Annotated in this window: 15 protein-coding genes; 5 read left to right on the plus strand and 10 right to left on the minus strand. The window is 48.4% G+C overall.

Annotated features, from left to right (window positions below; translation table 11 throughout):
• Positions 1-151: 151 nt before the first annotated feature.
• A complete protein-coding gene (locus tag L2713_RS03705) occupies positions 152-1102 on the minus strand; it encodes a GGDEF domain-containing protein (protein ID WP_248966971.1) in 951 nt (316 codons plus the stop codon).
• 195 nt (positions 1103-1297) lie between these two features.
• Positions 1298-2164: a LysR family transcriptional regulator gene (locus tag L2713_RS03710; protein WP_248966972.1), complete on the minus strand. Its 867-nt coding sequence runs from the start codon at positions 2162-2164 to the stop codon at positions 1298-1300.
• Positions 2165-2265: 101 nt separating this feature from the next.
• Here L2713_RS03710 and L2713_RS03715 point away from each other — a divergent pair, with 101 nt between their 5' ends.
• The gene (locus tag L2713_RS03715) at positions 2266-3378 is read left to right on the plus strand and encodes an NADH:flavin oxidoreductase/NADH oxidase (protein WP_248966973.1); all 1113 of its coding nucleotides are present in this window, start codon (positions 2266-2268) and stop codon (positions 3376-3378) included.
• Between the two features lie 129 nt (positions 3379-3507).
• Here L2713_RS03715 and L2713_RS03720 read toward each other — a convergent pair whose 3' ends face one another.
• Positions 3508-5298 (minus strand): DUF3413 domain-containing protein, encoded by a 1791-nt coding sequence (locus tag L2713_RS03720; protein WP_248966974.1) that lies wholly within the window; start codon positions 5296-5298, stop codon positions 3508-3510.
• A gap of 66 nt (positions 5299-5364) precedes the next feature.
• Positions 5365-5583 carry a YejL family protein gene (locus L2713_RS03725; RefSeq protein WP_011622981.1) on the minus strand — a complete coding sequence of 73 codons (219 nt, stop codon included), beginning with the start codon at positions 5581-5583 and terminating at the stop codon, positions 5365-5367.
• A gap of 77 nt (positions 5584-5660) precedes the next feature.
• On the opposite strand from L2713_RS03725, the gene yejK reads away from it, so the two are divergent.
• The gene (yejK, locus tag L2713_RS03730; RefSeq protein WP_011622980.1) at positions 5661-6689 is read left to right on the plus strand and encodes a nucleoid-associated protein YejK; all 1029 of its coding nucleotides are present in this window, start codon (positions 5661-5663) and stop codon (positions 6687-6689) included.
• A gap of 137 nt (positions 6690-6826) precedes the next feature.
• Here the strand turns inward: yejK and L2713_RS03735 are convergent, their stop codons facing one another.
• Positions 6827-7828, minus strand: coding sequence for a cytochrome-c peroxidase (locus tag L2713_RS03735; RefSeq protein ID WP_086904216.1), 1002 nt, complete (start codon positions 7826-7828; stop codon positions 6827-6829).
• 572 nt (positions 7829-8400) lie between these two features.
• Here L2713_RS03735 and L2713_RS03740 point away from each other — a divergent pair.
• Complete coding sequence (locus tag L2713_RS03740) at positions 8401-9276, plus strand: 6-pyruvoyl trahydropterin synthase family protein (protein WP_023268259.1); 876 nt, start codon at positions 8401-8403, stop codon at positions 9274-9276.
• A gap of 67 nt (positions 9277-9343) precedes the next feature.
• Entirely contained in the window at positions 9344-10255 is a 912-nt protein-coding gene (locus tag L2713_RS03745) for a M23 family metallopeptidase (RefSeq protein ID WP_248966975.1), read from the plus strand.
• A 70-nt stretch (positions 10256-10325) separates the two neighbouring features.
• Here the strand turns inward: L2713_RS03745 and L2713_RS03750 are convergent, their stop codons facing one another.
• The 3 genes from L2713_RS03750 to L2713_RS03760 all read right to left on the minus strand — a co-directional run bounded on the left by L2713_RS03750 (position 10326) and on the right by L2713_RS03760 (position 12030).
• The gene (locus L2713_RS03750) at positions 10326-10586 is read right to left on the minus strand and encodes a DUF5062 family protein (RefSeq protein WP_011626406.1); all 261 of its coding nucleotides are present in this window, start codon (positions 10584-10586) and stop codon (positions 10326-10328) included.
• Between the two features lie 236 nt (positions 10587-10822).
• On the minus strand, positions 10823-11431 hold the full coding sequence (locus L2713_RS03755; protein WP_248966976.1) for a VOC family protein: 609 nt from the start codon (positions 11429-11431) through the stop codon (positions 10823-10825).
• An 83-nt stretch (positions 11432-11514) separates the two neighbouring features.
• Entirely contained in the window at positions 11515-12030 is a 516-nt protein-coding gene (locus L2713_RS03760; protein ID WP_011622973.1) for a L,D-transpeptidase family protein, read from the minus strand.
• Positions 12031-12187: 157 nt separating this feature from the next.
• Here L2713_RS03760 and L2713_RS03765 point away from each other — a divergent pair, with 157 nt between their 5' ends.
• The gene (locus L2713_RS03765) at positions 12188-13057 is read left to right on the plus strand and encodes an ion transporter (protein ID WP_109285798.1); all 870 of its coding nucleotides are present in this window, start codon (positions 12188-12190) and stop codon (positions 13055-13057) included.
• 78 nt (positions 13058-13135) lie between these two features.
• Here the strand turns inward: L2713_RS03765 and ppx are convergent, their stop codons facing one another.
• Positions 13136-14692, minus strand: a complete 1557-nt coding sequence (gene ppx, locus L2713_RS03770) for an exopolyphosphatase (RefSeq protein ID WP_248966977.1) — start codon at positions 14690-14692, stop codon at positions 13136-13138.
• Positions 14693-14734: 42 nt separating this feature from the next.
• Positions 14735-16897, minus strand: a complete 2163-nt coding sequence (gene ppk1, locus L2713_RS03775) for a polyphosphate kinase 1 (RefSeq protein ID WP_011626401.1) — start codon at positions 16895-16897, stop codon at positions 14735-14737.
• Between the last annotated feature and the right edge of the window lie 149 nt (positions 16898-17046).

Below are 17046 nucleotides of genomic sequence, written 5' to 3' on the forward strand. Positions count from 1 at the left end.
TTAAACTGAACCCAATGGCGGCCAAAACGGCTTTATTGGTCATCAAGTGAAAGCTTTTTATCTCATCACGTGTCTTACAGCGTCTTAAATGGCTTAACTTCCTTAACTTCCTTGCAAAGGACATGTTTGCAATGGACATGTTTGCAATAGGTCAAGCCGCATCACAGACTTGATTCCTACCTGCGCGTTTGGCTTGCATCATGGCCTGATCGGCATTATTGAATAGGGTCTCTAACAGGGTTTGTGCCTCATTGGGATGATTGACTTGAGGCAAACTTAAGGATGCAATGCCAAAACTTGCGGTGCAGTGAATGCTGTGGCCGTCAAGCTGTAGTGGCTGCGTATCAAACCCATGGCGAATCGACTCTGCCACTTGCCATGCTTGCTCAAGGTGAGTGTTGGGTAAAATCAGGCCAAATTCTTCGCCCCCGAGGCGGGCGAGAATATCCTGGGATCTCAGTTTGGTTTGCGTCAATTTTGCGATATGGATAAGCGCTGCATCCCCCATCGCATGGCCCCAGTGGTCGTTAATTCGCTTAAAGTGGTCAATATCGAACATGATAAAGGCCAGCGGTTGCTGGGCTTGCTGCGCGATTTGACGACCGAGATTAAAAAAAGCTCGGCGATTATAGAGCTGGGTTAGTTCGTCAGTATAGGCAAGGCGTTCGGCCGTGGATTTTGCCTCTATGAGCGCTTGCTCCATCTGTTTGCGTTCGGTGATATCGGTGGCGATTTCTATTCTCACTAATCGGCCATCGGTCCAACGAATGGCTTGATCGCGACATTGGTACCAACGCTTATTTTGCGTATTTTGAAACTCCCACACATGGACGCCAGCAGGGTTCCCTTTGTCATCCAGCAGCTTAGGGTTAGTACAAAATTGACAAGGTGAACTTTGCCCCGATTGCAGCACTTGATAGCATTTCTTACCTTTTACCTCACCCCAAGCCGATACACCATAGTCATTGAGATAGAGCAGATCATAGGTGGCTAAATCAGAGACATAAACCAGCGCATCGAGGCTATTCAAAATAGTATCAATGGCCTGACTATGGTTGGTATCGGAACCCGCTTCTGTTTGTTGTGGGGCATTTTTTGTCATGGATCGCAGCCGTGCAATGAATGAGTTCTAACAACATGAGGTACTCTTTATGGTTGTTAATATAACCCATTAAAATAAATCTGTCCGATATTCAATTAATTATGTTGCTCTAAAATGGCTAGTTTTTTTATTGCGAGCCGTTAACTTTGCCGTTTAACGCCTTTCATCGTGGCACTTTTTTCTGTCAATTTTAGGTTAAATCTGGCTTTTTAAGTAAGCGATGGCCGTTTGTGCGCGGCGAGACAAAGGCCACTCGGCTCTGTGGATCAGCCAAATGGTGTCCACCACTTGACTGCCACACTCAACCACATAGATTTCATCTTGTCGTTCAAAGGCTTTGCGAGCGTAGCGAGGGATCACGGTAAAGCCGAGCCCTTTGGCAACGGGTTCGAGGATTAAACTGATCTGATTGATAAAACCTTTGCAGGGGATCTCTTGGATGCCCGGACTCCCTGGATATTTGCGGCTTAATAAACGAGTGGCCATGGCTTCGCCATCGGGGTGGGAGATAAATCCGAGGCGCTGTAAATCTTGCCAATCAGCGATTTTATGCCCTGCGGGCACAACCAACTCGAGCGGTTCTTCGGTAAAATGGCTACTGCAAATACTAGGATCCGATGGCTTAAAAGTTACCATCCCAAGCTCATGTTGATTGGTCAGAATAGCTGAGAGGATTTCATTATCGGGTGCAAAACGATGATGAATTTTTAGCTGCGAAAACTCCGTTTGTAGCTGTAACAGTAACGGGTAGAGCGTTAAGCCAATACTGCCAGGCGTGATAAGGCTTATCTCGCCAATATGGGCATCATCTTGAATGAGTTTTTGCTGTAATCGCTTCTCGGCGCAGCTTATGTCTTTGACGTAACTCAATAAATGCTCACCAACGGGGGTGATTTCGAGTTGGCGGCTACGGCGCAAAAAGAGAGTGCCGTATTCTTCCTCTAAGCGACTGATATGTTGGCTGACTGCTGCTTGGGTGATACCTATGGCTTCGGCCGTGCGGGTAAAGTTTCCCTTTTCCACTAACATAGCAAAGGTATTGAGCCATTGTGGGTTTATCATAATGATATTTTATAGAACCTATAATATGCTAATGCTTTTAATTATGGCACGTTCGTTTTAGTCTGTCCTCATCGTAGTTAACCCATGGTTAGGACTGTCAGATGAGCCAGCTATTTTCTCCTTTTAGATTAAAAGATATCACGCTTAAAAACCGGATTGCCGTGGCACCTATGTGCCAGTATCAGGCTCACGACGGGCTGAGTAACGATTGGCATCAAGTACATTACACTAGCCTAGCTCGCGGCGGCGCAGGCTTAGTGGTGGTTGAGGCGACCGCCGTATCGCCAGAGGGGCGGATCACTCCGCGCTGCTTAGGATTGTGGAACGAGGAACAAGCAGCAGGCTTAGCCAACATCACCTCGGCGATTAAAGGTGCTGGCGCGGTGGCGGGGATCCAAATAGCCCACGCTGGTCGTAAAGCCAGTGCCAACATTCCTTGGGAAGGGGATGACCATATTGAGGGGGAGCAAGGCTGGCAAACGCTGTCGCCATCAGCAGTGGCATTTGGCGCTAACCTTGGCAAAGTACCGACAGCCATGACGATTGACGATATTCAACGCGTGAAAGCCGATTTTGTGGCGGCGGCCAAGCGGGCGCTCGACGCTGGGTTTGAATGGTTAGAGTTGCACTTTGCTCACGGCTATTTAGCGCAAAGCTTCTTCTCTACCTATGCCAACCAAAGAACCGATGAATACGGTGGCGATGCCGAAGGACGGGGCCGTTTCCTTATCGAGACAGTAGAAGCGGTGAGGGCGGTTTGGCCTGAGCATTTGCCGTTAACGGCGCGCTTTGGGGTGATTGAATTTGATGATAAAGACGAGCAAACCCTGAGTGAATCCATCTCCTTGGTAAAGCAATTTAAGCGCGCTGGCCTCGATATGCTCAACGTCAGTATTTGTTTTTCTACACCTACGGCCAATATTCCTTGGCGCCCGGCCTTTTTGGCGCCTATCGCCGAGCGAGTGCGTCGAGAAGTAGGTTTCCCGGTGGCAACGTCTTGGGGCATGGATAATCCTCACCATGCGGAGCAAGCGATTCAAGATCAGCAAATGGATTTAGTGATGATAGGTAAAGCGTTCTTGGCTAACCCTCACTGGCCTTATCAAGCGGCACAAACCTTAAAGGTCTCGCGTCCATCTTGGGTGTTACCTTCATCCTACGCCCATTGGTTAGAACGTTATTCCACCGTGAAAGCGGAATCATCCATAGATTGAGATGAGTTATTCGCCAAATAAAAAGCCCCACGATTAAGGTGGGGCTTTTTGTTTATTCTCGCTTTAACGCAAACTTTTACACGGGGCGATAACAGCCTGTAAAAGTTTGCTCGCTTAGTGACGCTTTACTTAATGATTGTAGAGGCGGCGGCCTTCTCGCATCACTTGGATAAGCTCAGGTGCACTCATCTTCTTGTGCAGTCTGTGCTCAAAGTTTTCATCGTATATACGGTATTTACCATGACGGTCGATGACGGTGATTTCCGACTGTTGGTAAATGGCAAATATGCGACTGTCGCCGATGTAAATCCAGGTTTCTTGGCTTGGTTGCAACAGACTACGTCCCGCGCTGTAGTCGGTGGTGTTATTGGTGCAACCTAAGATATGGGTCATCAAGGTAGGCACTACGCCATAGTGACTCGTGCGGTATTTAACCTTACTGGCGCCGACATTGGGCCAATGAATGACCATAGGCACTCTGACACTCTCGGGAGACAGATTGCGCTGGGCTTCATCACTGTTGCTGGTGAATATCTTGCCATTAACGCCGGTGATTACCACTAAGGTATCGCTCGGCAACTCACTCACTATCGCTTGGATTTGCTTATCAATAAAATTCAACGATTGGCGATATTGGTTAAACAGCACCTTTTGCGCTGGTTTCAAATTCGCATCGGCCTTGACGGTTTCGATGCCAAGGAAGCCGACTGGAGTGTCAAAATTCTCCGGCGCCTTTAGATTGACGAGGGCAAACCATGGGCTCTGCTGCTCGCTTTGCCATTGCTTAAAGTGGCTTACGCTGCGTAAATCGGCATCGGCACTGCCATTGGTTTCTTTGGCGATAACGGGGGTAAAGTCATTAAACATGGCCTGCGCCGAGCGTAAATTCAGATTGGTTTCGGGGATAAATAAGCCAAGCTGATAACCCGCCTGTCTAAAGCTTTGGGTCATGATTGGGCTAGTGCTATTGAAGATGCGCGCATCGCCATAGCTGCCTTGTAAGCCATAGAGTAGGGAGAACATGCCGGTTCTAAATTGATTACCGCCACTGTAATGCTGAGTAAAGCTCTGATTCTGCTCAGTGTACTGATGTAAAAACGGCATGGTCTTAGCGTCCACCATGTCGGCACGTAAGCTGTCGATGGTCAGCATTAACACATTGGGTTTGCTGTCGGCTTGGCATTGTAGTGGTTGTGCAGGATAACTGAGCGTGCTGGTCGCATGATTGGCTTCATCATCCGATTGCGAAGAACCATCAATCCCATGGCTTTCCATAAAGGAGCGAGCCGTGGCGGGGTATGACAGCGGATAAGTATCATCGAAACGGGTAATTTCGGTGATATCGGCCGCGTCGGCCCAAATGTGGATCAAATGGCTGCTGACAAAACACACCCCAATCAAGGTAATGACCTTATTGCCAAGATTCAGCTTTTGGATTTTCTCAATCCGTTTCCACAGGAAGTTAGCCGCCGTTAGCTCAATCACCAAAATGGCAATGGGCGTGACAATATAAGAGGTGCCGTGGAGCAGGGCATTTAAATCGGCCCAGGCTAAGTCAAAGGCGAAGGGACTCAAGTGCATGCCATAATCGGCATACACTATGGTGTCATACAATAAGATACACAGGCTTAAGGTGGCGATAACTGCCGCTAAGCCCCTTAAAATTTTGGAGTAAGGCAAGATTAAGGTCAGCGGGAATAGGCAGATCAAGTAGGCGATAAATGCAAGAAAACTGAACTGGCCAATGGTGCTGACGGCGAGGTAGCCCCAGCCAAACCAAGTTTCGGGATAACCCACACTGCTTAAATAGCGTGTGCCGACAATCATGGCCAACAGGCCATTAAAGAAGGCGAACCAATGTCCCCAGTTGATGAGTCGTGACACGCGATCGCGGCTCATTTGCTTTTTTCGCTCGACCATAGTGATCCGCTTATTCCTAAAAGACGTTGTATCTTATGTTGTTTTAACGATTGTTACTCGACTAACTTAATTGGATTTCACCGATTGTGCGAGTGCTTTCGCAAATTGTTCAGCGACTGCTTGGCGAGATTCGCTTGGCACTTTGCGCTCGAGCAGGTGAGTGACGCAGTTGCCCAGTGCCATCAGGCTTAAGTCAGTAGGGGCTTTGTGCTTTTCGAGTACCGCTAAAATCTCGGCGATTAATGATTCAACTTGTGCGTTTGAGTATTTCGATTGGATTGCCATAATCAAAAAATGTTTCACTTTGGAATGGATTAGCGGCATATAATAGCGGATTTATTCCAGCATCACTATCAGGGCTTATGAGTATTAACATCGAACAAGCAATTATTCACGAGATTTCCCAGGACAGTCAGGGGCAATTACGCTGCCGTTTACGTCCTCAACCTCTGCTGAACAGTCAGGCTGTCGAGATGATGCTGGAAGAATTGCATCAGACTTATACCAGCAAATCCGGCAAAGGATTTGGCTATTTTGGTATCCATGGTGATGACGGTGAGGCTAATCCGGCCTTTTCGAATGCGCTGCAGGAATACCGTGCAGGGGATTTAGGCTTCGTCGAATTTACCGGCCAAGCCAGTAAGTTGCTGCAGGAAGAGTTGGCAAAATATGATTTTAGCCAAGGCGGATTCCTGTTGATGTCCTGCTATACCAGCATGGCGAGTGACTTTTTGTTTGTGGCGCTGCTGAGTGCCAAGTCATCGATGACGGTACTCGATGATATGGAACTGTCGCAAAACAACCACTTAGATTTAAGCAATATTCAATTAGCGGCGCGTATCGATCTTACTGAGTGGCAGGCCGACAAGGATTCCCGCAAGTACATCTCGTTTATCCGTGGCCGAGCTGGCCGTAAGGTGGCGGACTTCTTCCTCGACTTTATGGGCTGTGTGGAAGGCGTAAATACCAAAGCGCAAAATAAGACCTTAATGAATGCGGTGGAAGATTTTGTTGCCAGTAGCGATCTGACCAAAGAAGAACGTCAGCAATGCCGTAACAAAGTGTTTGAGTATTGCTCCGAGCGTTTCGATGAAGGCGCTGACATTGAGATCAAAGATTTAGCCGATGAACTCGCCGACCAAGGTATGGAGTCGTTTTATGACTTTGCCCGTGGCGGTAGCTATGAGCTGGATGAAGAATTCCCCGCCGATAAATCGACCTTAAGACAATTGAAGAAGTTTTCGGGTACCGGTGGCGGCGTCACTATTAGTTTCGACGGTGGCCATTTAGGTCAGCGGGTGATTTACGATCCGATTTCCGACACGCTCTTGATTAAAGGCGTGCCCGCTAACTTAAAAGATCAGTTAGATAGACGTCTTAAGGGCGAATAAGCCGCCTTGGATAATATCGCTGAAGCTTTAAGCGTTAGTTTTTAAGCATCAAACATTAAACAAAAAGGCCGAGGATGAATCCTCGGCCTTTAACTTTTGCGCGTAAGCGACTTATCTGAAGCGCCGCTTAGCTCGACCTATTTGGAAGCTGCCGCAAATGGCACAGGGCGCGGCGTCGCTTTATTCGACGGTGGCAGAATTGGTAGGGCGATCTGCGGCTGTTCACCCGTGAGCGAATTTAAAAAGGCCACCATCTCCTTAGTTTCTTTGTCGGTGAGCTTTTGTCCTAACTGAATATCCGCCATGGTATTTACTGCTTCTTCGAGCGTCCAAACACTGCCATCGTGGAAGTAGGGATAGGTCAGCTCGATATTACGCAGTGTCGGTACTTTAAACACATATTTATCGGCTTCTTTGCCCGTCACGCCTTTACGCCCTTCGGCAGGATTATTGGTGTGGAACGGTTTGATGAGGCCCATCTTCATAAACATAGTGCCACCAACCGCGGGGCCATTGTGGCAGCTGACGCAGCCTTTGTCCTTAAACAGTTGGTAACCGGCTTTGGCTTCGCTACTAATCGCATCCTGTTTACCTAATAGATATTGATCGAATGGGCTATTCGGCGTGACTAAGGTTTTTTCGAAGGCGGCAATGGCATCGGTTAAACGATCGATATCGACTTTTTCATCGCCATAAACCTTAGCGAAGCGGGCACGGTATGCGGGCATTGAGGCAATGGTTTCGGTCGCAAGTTCATGGGTAAAGCCCATTTCCTTCGGGTTGGCAATCGGGCCTGCGGCTTGCTCTTTTAAGTCGCTGGCGCGGCCATCCCAGAATTGCGCCAGCATAAAGTCGGCGTTCAGCACGGTTGGGGAGTTAATAGGACCTTCTTGCCAATGGTGGCCAATCGATGTGGGCAGGGCATCCACGCCGCCAGTAGAAAGATTGTGGCAAGAATTACAGGAGATAAAGCCTGATTTCGACAGTCTGGGTTCGAAAAACAGCATCTTACCCAGCTCGACTTTTTCTGGCTCGGTGATTTTAGCTGGGGTAATTACTTCAATCGGTTCGGCAGCAACGGCGTAGTGTCCGCCTAACATGGCCATAATACTGATCGCGATAGCGGTGAGTTTTATCATCTGGTCTCTCCCTTATTAACCTTGCTTTATGTATGGTTTATAGGGCGATACTAACGGCTTAATCGCCTTAGGGATAACGCCTTGTTTCGATTGGGTCTATCGTAGTTGTGGATTAAGTTTTTGTGAGCTAATTCGCTGTTTTAGTTCGATTATCTCGATAGGGTGAGTGGTGTTTCGTTTAGCAATTTATCTGCTAATCGCGAGTGCCTATTAAGCAGTGCTTGCCTATTCATCGCTATTAGCTCAGCGGTGACATCCTTGACGCCTTTATCGAGATTTTTCCGCGTTGTTGGGCGGGGCGAGTGACATAAGAGCATTTTGCTTTTTGCTCACTCAGTCATCGAATGAGCCAGCGAATTGGCTAACTCATGTTCGATGCTTGTGCATTTGTTGTGTCATCCAGATAAAAAGCGCCTAACAGCGGATTCATTTGTCGCGGGGCGAGGCAGAATTGATTAGAATCCTTATTTACTGTTTGGGTAAGCTTGGTTATGGCCAAGTGAGCGTGCTCGGCCATCGCTAAGTGGCGCAATCCCTATTAAGGCGGACTGTTTTTCTGCCGAGGAGAGTCAATGCAACTGTTTGTAAAAGATTTAACCGTGATCGATTTTTCCTATCTTTGCCCCAAGCGTGGCATGGTAGGGGAAAGCTGGATTGTCGATGTGGTATTAGAAGGCGGCCTAGACGAGCAAAATATGGTGCTCGATTTCGCTAAAGTGAAACGGACCATCAAGCAGACAATTGATGCGGTGGCCGATCATCGTTTATTGGTCCCGACCGCCTACAGTGGTGTACGTTGGCAGCAACAGGGCGATCGGGTATGGATGGATTTCGATAGCGCGCTCGGTGAGATCCACTTAGCTTGTCCTTCCCAAGCCTTTGCACTCGTTCCATCTGAACAGATTGATATTCCAAGTGTTAACGCCTTTTTACAAAAAGCACTGCGGGAAACTCTGCCTGATAATGTTGAAGGTATTAGCCTCACCTTAAGGCATGAGATCCTGAACTCGCCTTATTATCATTACAGCCATGGTTTACGTAAACACGATGGCAATTGCCAGCGGATAGCCCATGGTCATCGTAGCCCGGTGCAAGTGTTTGAAAACGGCACTCCGGCACCGAAATGGGATGAATATTGGGCCAAGCGTTGGCACGATATCTACCTCGGTAGCGAGGAGGATTTAGTGTCAGTGAAGACCCTTAATCTATCGCCACAAACGCGGATCAGTGATGACAGCCATTATGGTTTCCACTATCAAGCGCCGCAGGGGGATTTCCAACTGGCCATGCCCAAGGAATGTTGTGATTTGATCCCGCACGATACCACGGTTGAATTGCTGGCCGACTATATGGCGACCACTTTAGTGGCAAAAGTGCCATCGAGCCAATTTACTGTGATTGCCTACGAAGGTGTGGGTAAAGGCGCCATAGTGAGCAAAGGCAATTAAGCCAGTCGATTTTTTATAACGCCCTAATCTTTAGGGCGTTATTGTTTGAATAAGGATTTTTGAGAAGATGCTAAACGCCGTACTAAATGCCTTACCTAAGTTGTTAAAAACTTTGCCGAACACACCATCGCTCAGTTGTAAGGCGGCAGTCTTGTCGCTCTTAACCCTGTTTAGCTTATCGAGTCAGGCGCAGGTGAGTTTTGAAGGGCAATTTGAGCAGGGTGCGTTAATTCGTGGTAAAGCGCCGGCGGGCACGCAGATAAGTCTTAACGGTGAGGCTTTAAAAGTAACGCCTGACGGCCATTTTGCCTTTGGTTTTGATAGGGATGCGCAGCTGAGTCAAGAACTACGCTTGGTCTATCCCGATGGCTTAACCGAAGTCAAGCCGCTCAGTGTCACTAAGCGCGAATACAATATTCAAAGTGTTAAGGGCATCAGTAATAAGATCATGAAACCCGATCCCGTGGCGCAGGAGCGAGCGGCCAAAGATACGGCGCAGGTGAAAGCGGCCCGTGGCACTTTTAGCGAGCAAACGGCATTTCTACAGTCGTTTATTTGGCCATTAACCGGCAGGATCTCGGGTGTCTATGGTAGTCAGCGGATTTATAACGATGTGCCTGGCAACCCACATTTTGGTGTGGATGTCGCTGCGAAAACCGGTACTGTGGTCGTCGCGCCAGCCGATGGCGTGATTAGCCTGTCGGTTCCCGATATGTTTTATTCGGGCGGAACTATGATCATCGACCATGGCTATGGCGTGAGTTCAAGCTTTTTGCACTTAAGCAAACTCTATGTCAATGCGGGCGAAACCGTTAAGCAAGGCCAAGCCGTGGCAGAAGTTGGCGCGACAGGCCGAGCGAATGGCCCACATTTAGATTGGCGCGTGAATTGGTTTCAAATGCGCCTCGATCCGACAACCATAGTGCCATCTATGGCGACTGTGCTGGCGGCGGAAAAAGCGCAAAAAGTCGCGAAGTAACTCCCGCGTCTATCTCTTATTTCCACACAGGGCGCCCAATCATTGGCGCCCTGTTTTTATGTTTGAGCGCTTATTGCAATAACGGGTGATCAGTCGGCAGATGGCGGATGATCCACAGAACCAGCTTGTGCTTCATATTTGGGCCATCCTCCTTATCTTTGGCTAAGGGTTGGATCAAATTATCGGTCACTAACAGCCGATAAATACATTCCACTTTATCCTTGGGTGACACACCCTTGTCAAAGTCATCAAAACCGCGTTTTTTGGCGTAGCCGATACCAATCTCCAAAGCGAGTTTGAGTAGCTGTGCTTCATGCTTGTGGGGTTTCATGCGCTGCGTCCTTATGGATATCACGGGAAGCCTGCTGGCATTCCCGTGGTCGATAACACAAAACTCGATAAAACCTAGTGGTGAATCAAAGCGTTAATAGCCACAAACTAGACTATTTCCACCTTTATTGTTGCTGACTTTTTCTCAAACTGCCTGTTTTGTACAAGCGATTGTCAGTATTTGATATGGAGCTCACACTCCCTGCGAGAAGGAGCGCAAATGGATTGATGTTTCCGTTAGTCCTGTTCGCTGGCGATAACTGCTTTAATGCTGTGCGGATGGATTTTGATACAGACATCGGCTTGTTTAAAGGCAATGGTGGGGTTGGCTAAGCGTTCTTTATCACCCTTGGGTGAGCTGAATTTCACTTTTATCGGCGCTGCGGTTAAGGATGCCGCTTGCCCTTGGAGTAAGGGCACAAGTGATGGGCTCAACTGAGCCAGCTCTTGGCTTAGGCCGTCGCAGTCCTGTGCCGTCGATGGCAGTACCAGTTCGATATGCTCCCAGCCTTCTTGTGGATAGAGGGTATCACCGGGATAGGGTAGCTCGACGCAATCGATGTTAAAGCTGCCTAATTTTAGGGGCTTATCCAGTTCGATGATAAGGATCGTACGGCCATTAATTTGATTATCCGAGATGATCCGCCCGCGTGCGCTAAAGGCCTGCTTGAGCGCATCGGCAGCAGCTATACTGTTCACTCTCAGGGCGACATGATCGCAATGCAGCGACTTATTCGCTAAGCCTAATTTGCCAAGAAACGTGAGGATCTTCGCCTCAAATTCTGGCCATGTCTGTTCTAAGGTGGCGTAGCTGAATACCGCAGCTTCTGTAGTGATTGTTGACATAAAACATCCTTAAAGCGGGGAATACAAATAAAAACGCCCATTTAACTGGGCGTTGAGTCGCATAGGCTAATCAAGCTTAGCGCTTAGGGCCAAATCTCGATGGGCGTGCCTTCATCAACGGCTTTCCACACTTCATCCATCTCGGCGTTGGTAATGGCGATACAACCGTCGGTCCAGTTGTATTGCTGTGCCTGCTCGGGCGAGAGAGGTGAACGTGGGTTCTGGCCGTGGATCATGATCATGCCGCCCGGACGGATCCCCAGCGCCTTGGCTCTTAACTTATCTTCTTCATTGGGATAAGAAATATGGATCGATTTGTAATAGGCGCTATCGGATTTTTTATAGTCCAGAATATAACGGCCCTGCGGCGTACGTTGGTCGCCTTCAGTTAACTTGTGGCCCGTCGGCAAGTCACCCATGGCAATACGGTATTGCTTGAGGATTTTGCCGTCCCTTAACAGCGCCATATTGGACTCAGACTTAGTGATCACCACTAAATCGACTTTACCTATACCCGATGAGGCGAGCACTTGGGGTGAAATCAGTGCGGCGACAGTCATGGCCACAGTAATTGTTTTAGTGAGTAGGGGTACGCGCATGTCTTCCTCTAAAAATGACGCAGATATAGGTTTTTCGCGCATCATACCGCAATTTTATGTCTATGTGAGTAGATAATTTTGAGCTAGTGGCAATTGCATGGCAGACTTTGGGGATTTGGAAAAGATAACGCTTTTTATCGCAAGGAAGTTTTCCCCTATGTCAGATCTGTCGCCTGAAAAACCAGACACCGAAAGTCCATTAAAACGCCAGCTACGCACCATTATTTTTGGCACAGATACGCCCGCAGGGCGCTACTTTGATATTGGCTTAATGGTCTGTATTGTGCTCAGTGTTGCGCTGGTGTTCCTCGATACGGTCGAAGCGGTTCACCAAGATTATGGGCACATCATTCGCGTTTTAGAGTGGGTGTTTACGCTGATTTTTACCATTGAATATGGTTTAAGGCTGTACTGCGCGACCCATCCTGTGTTGTATGCCCGCAGCTTTTACGGTTTAGTGGATTTATTGTCGGTACTACCGAGTTATCTGGCGCTGTTTATTCCTGGGGCGAATTTCACCTTAGTGATCAGGGTGCTGCGCCTCTTTAGGATCTTTAGGGTACTGAAACTACTGCGCTATTTAAGCGAAGGTAATCTGCTGCTCAAGGCCATGTTGCAGTCGAGCCGCAAGGTGTTTTTGTTTTTCTTCTCGGTGAGTTTAATCATCATGGTGTTAAGCGCCGTGATGTATGTCGTCGAAGGCCCTGAGAATGGTTTTAGCTCTATTCCCAAATCCGTCTACTGGACAATTGTGACAATCACGACTGTAGGTTACGGCGATATCACGCCGAAAACCGAATTAGGTCAAGCGATTGCGGCTTTTACTATGTTGTTGGGTTATTCGATTATTGCGATCCCAACGGGGATTTTAACCGCGGAAATTTCCCAAGAAGTGGGCCGGCATAGGGATCTGCGTTCCTGCAACCAATGTCATAAGATGGGCCACGATCTTGATGCCACCTATTGTAATCGTTGCGGTTGTGAACTGGATAAGCTCGAAGCGCCACACGGGAAAGGGGATAAGTAATTGAAGAATTTTGCATCCCTTAGTGCGTTAACGGCACTAAGGGGTGAAGGGGCGGAGAGATGAGAAAGGACGAGCAGATTAGCTGGCGACGGCGTTCAGAGTGTCGTCTTTTACCTCGAGATTTTTATCCTGATTCAGCCCAAGGCTAGAGACTAAACGCAGCTGCATCCCTAAAGCCGCCATCTGTTTTTGTTCACGCTGCAAATCTTTCATAAATAAACTGATTTTACGTTTATGGCTGGGCAACACTAGCATGAGCCCATCTGGAACCACTTGGATTTTCTCAAGCACTAGGGCTTTGGCAATTCGGCCTAAATGCACTAACACCGCCAAACGCAGCAGACAGGCGAGACGAATGAGGGTGAGTTTGTGGTTTGGCTCTAATTCAGCAAGTAGTAATTCATTGGGTTTCTTACGGTGGTTAGCAATCAGTCTGGCTAAATCCTGTTGCAGCGCCTCGCTAAAGCCGGGTAAGTCGCTGTTGCTAATGATATAAGCGCCGTGTTTATGCAATGCCTTTGAGTTAATGTGCAGCCCTATCTCATGCAAGGTAGCGGCGTAGGAGAGCAAACGTGCATGGGGTCTTAATCCCCATTCATCGGCGACCTGCTCAAACAGCGCCATGGCGGTGTCCCGCACTTTGGCCGCATGGGGCATATCCACATGGTAAAGCTGGGCGATGCTTTCAACTGTTCGGTGGCGAATATCTTGATATTGGCCGATTTTTGCTAATTCGTAGAGTACGCCTTCGCGCAGGGCGCCCGGGCTAAACTCCAATTGCTCAATGGGTAAGCGCCTAAAAAAGCTGATTAAAATGGCAAGGCCAGCGGGCACGAGCGGTGTGCGTTTATCATCGACATTAGCAAAGTGCACTTGGCTGATGTGTCCGCACTTAATCAGTTTCAGCTTTAATTGTTTGAGGCGTGCGAGGGTGACGATTTCATCGCCATGATCTTCCTGAATCGCTTCGCAAATGGCTTTGACTGTGCCTGAGCTACCAAGCACTAAGTCCCAATCGCCACTGAAATATTCCTTCGACAGTGAGGCAAATTGTTTATCGGCGGCGCTTTGGGCTCCGCGAAATGAGGCTGGCGTGATTTGCCCATCGATAAAAAAGCGCTCGTTAAAACTCACGCAGCCACAGCGCAGGCTAGATAAATGGGTGGGGGTATTTTTTTGCCCGAGTACCACTTCGGTCGAGCCGCCACCAATGTCGATCACTATATTGCGTTTACCAAGCACTTGGCTTTGGGCAATGCCGTTATAGATAAGGCGCGCTTCCTCGTGGCCAGAAATCACCTCCACCGGGTAGGGCATGATGCTGAGCGCCGCTTCAATAAACTGCTCACGGTTTTTGGCTACCCTTAGGGTGTGGGTGGCGACTAAACGTACCTGAGCTTGATCGAGGTTGGAAAAACGCTGATTAAAGTCCCGCAGGCAATTGAGGCCGCGCTCGATAGCATCCATGCTGAGGATGTTCTGCGCATTGAGACCCGTCGCTAACTGAACTTGTTGTTTTTCTTTGTGCAATATTTGCAAGCTGCCGTCTTGCTCACGGGCGATAACCAGATGAAAACTGTTCGAGCCCATGTCGATAGCGACAAAGTGTCGCGGTTGTGAATGTGTGGCAACCAATCGGATTATCCTTAGGCAATCGAGACGATGATAAAGCCAGCATTAGCTGGCTTTGGCCTGTAATTCGGGATTGTGGGCAAGTTCCGCCGCGTGCTCCGCTTCAAGCTTTGCGGCTTCGCGCTGGGCGCTAAATTCTTGCTGCAACCGCTTCTCATAATTAATCAGATATTGATAAATGGCAATTTGAGAACGCACTTTACGTTTATTACCGCGGTTACGATAAGGATTGCTCTGCTCCTTATTGATGATGCGCGCCTTAGTGTTGTCATTGAACTGTAACGATAAAATATCCATCACCATTTGTTTTAGACGCGGATCATAAATAGGCACACTCACTTCGACGCGGTTATCTATGTTGCGGCTCATCCAATCGGCGGAGCTGATAAATAATTTATTCTCACCACCTGCGTGGAACAGCATCACCCGCGAATGTTCTAAAAATCGGTCGACAATACTGTAGATCTCGATGTTGTCGCTGATCCCCGGAATTTGTGGAATAAGCGAGCACATACCGCGGATCAACAGTTTGATTTTGACCCCCGCAGCCGAGGCCTCGTAAAGTTTTTGGACTAAGGATTCATCGAGCAGGTTGTTCAATTTTAAGGTAATCGCCGCCTTTATATGGCTCTGGGCGTTGACGATTTCGTTATCAATCAAATGGGTCAGTTTTTGTCTCGCATCATAGGGCGACACAATCAAATGCTGGAAGTTATCGCGGCGGTAAGGATGTTCAATTAGGTCGAACACTTGCTCTACTTCGCGGGCGATTTCCTGATTGGCGGTAAATAGCGATAAGTCGGTATAGACCCGCGCCGTGCCTTCATTAAAGTTGCCTGAACCCACGTGGCAATAGAGTTTCATCTCGCCTTGCTCTTCGCGGCCAATCAAACACAACTTAGAGTGCACTTTTAAGCTGGTGATCCCATGGTGGACCTTCACACCCGCCTCGGCGAGCACCCGTGTCCACTCAATATTAGATTGCTCGTCAAAGCGCGCTCGCAGCTCAATCACGGCGGTGACTTGTTTACCATTTTTCACCGCGTCGATAAGCGATTGCATCACATGGGATTTTTTCGCAACACGGTAAAGGTTGATGCGAATAAAACGCACCGCAGGATCGTAGGCGGCCTGACGCACCATTTCGGTAAAGTGGGAGAACTTATGGTACGGGTAGTTGACCATAATATCGCCCATCTTGATCGCATCGAAACTGTTGGCGCTGCGGCCAAAGCCCGAGCTATTGAGCGCGGGCAATTTTTCGTTTTCGAGGTAATCACGGCTAGGGTTAGGGAAGCCGATAAAGTCCTTAAAGCTATGGTAACGCCCGCCGGGGATCAAACACTCAGTCGAGCTGATGTTTAAATTTTCTTTTAGCATTTCGAGCATGTGCTCGGGCATTTCTTTGTCGTACACCAAACGCACGGGTTCGGCGGTCAGGCGTTTTTTCAAACCCTTAGTCATTTTCTCGAGCTGGGTTTGTTCAAGTTCGTCGGTAATATCGAACTCGGCGTCGCGGGTCAGTTTCATCGAATAGACTTCAATGGCTTCGTACTCGAAGAAGGGACCAAAGAGGTCGTCCACACAGTGGCGAATAATGTTATCCAGCAGGATCAAGTATTTTTTCGCCTTCGATTTTTCGGCGGGTAACTCAATGAAACGCGGCACATTTTTAGTGGGCACTTCCACGAGGGCATATTGTCTACGGGATTTAGTGAATAAACACACGCACAGATAGGTGGCGTCGTCGTTGATATGCTTCACTAGGTCGCGATTGTTGTTGACGATAAGCGGCGCGATATGGCGTTTAAAGTGATCGCGAAAATGTTTTTTAAGCCAGTTACTGTGGAACTCGCTTAATTGTTTTTCGTTGATTAACAAAATATTGCGGCGGACTAACTCACGCATCAGCTCGACGTAAATGCTGTCGAAACGTTCCTGCAATGCCATGACTTTGGTCTGAATTTTGGCCATTAGGTGACGGCTATTGCTGCGACCTTCCTGCAGCGCAGAGAGCAGAATTGAGCGTCTGACCGCGGCCACCCGCACCCGGAAGAACTCATCCATATTATTGGAGAATATGCCTAAAAAGCGCACCCGCTCCACGATAGGCACATTGGGATCACAGGCCTCCTGCAGCACCCGCTCGTTGAATGACAACCAAGAGATTTCTTTATCGATCGACAGTTTATCGGTATTCGGGGACACTGCACAGCTCCTTTAAGCAAGCGTCATGGCGCAATATACAATAGCATTCATCCATCGGAGTGCAATCAGATTTGCTACTGAAAAATGAAGGGATTTACAGACCATTTCCCCTTCAGGCGAAAGTGATATGCGCTCAAAGATACGAGCTG

This window comes from Shewanella seohaensis (assembly GCF_023283775.1).
Lineage (GTDB): Bacteria > Pseudomonadota > Gammaproteobacteria > Enterobacterales > Shewanellaceae > Shewanella > Shewanella seohaensis.

Coding starts and splice junctions, on each gene's coding strand:
- L2713_RS03740 (WP_023268259.1), top strand. CDS start 8,401: ATGCAACTGTTTGTAAAAGATTTAACCGTGATCGATTTTTCCTATCTT.
- L2713_RS03765 (WP_109285798.1), top strand. CDS start 12,188: ATGTCAGATCTGTCGCCTGAAAAACCAGACACCGAAAGTCCATTAAAA.
- L2713_RS03750 (WP_011626406.1), bottom strand. CDS start 10,586: ATGAAACCCCACAAGCATGAAGCACAGCTACTCAAACTCGCTTTGGAG.
- L2713_RS03755 (WP_248966976.1), bottom strand. CDS start 11,431: ATGTCAACAATCACTACAGAAGCTGCGGTATTCAGCTACGCCACCTTA.
- L2713_RS03705 (WP_248966971.1), bottom strand. CDS start 1,102: ATGACAAAAAATGCCCCACAACAAACAGAAGCGGGTTCCGATACCAAC.
- L2713_RS03735 (WP_086904216.1), bottom strand. CDS start 7,828: ATGATAAAACTCACCGCTATCGCGATCAGTATTATGGCCATGTTAGGC.
- L2713_RS03745 (WP_248966975.1), top strand. CDS start 9,344: ATGCTAAACGCCGTACTAAATGCCTTACCTAAGTTGTTAAAAACTTTG.
- yejK (WP_011622980.1), top strand. CDS start 5,661: ATGAGTATTAACATCGAACAAGCAATTATTCACGAGATTTCCCAGGAC.
- L2713_RS03760 (WP_011622973.1), bottom strand. CDS start 12,030: ATGCGCGTACCCCTACTCACTAAAACAATTACTGTGGCCATGACTGTC.
- L2713_RS03715 (WP_248966973.1), top strand. CDS start 2,266: ATGAGCCAGCTATTTTCTCCTTTTAGATTAAAAGATATCACGCTTAAA.
- L2713_RS03710 (WP_248966972.1), bottom strand. CDS start 2,164: ATGATAAACCCACAATGGCTCAATACCTTTGCTATGTTAGTGGAAAAG.
- L2713_RS03725 (WP_011622981.1), bottom strand. CDS start 5,583: ATGGCAATCCAATCGAAATACTCAAACGCACAAGTTGAATCATTAATC.
- L2713_RS03720 (WP_248966974.1), bottom strand. CDS start 5,298: ATGGTCGAGCGAAAAAAGCAAATGAGCCGCGATCGCGTGTCACGACTC.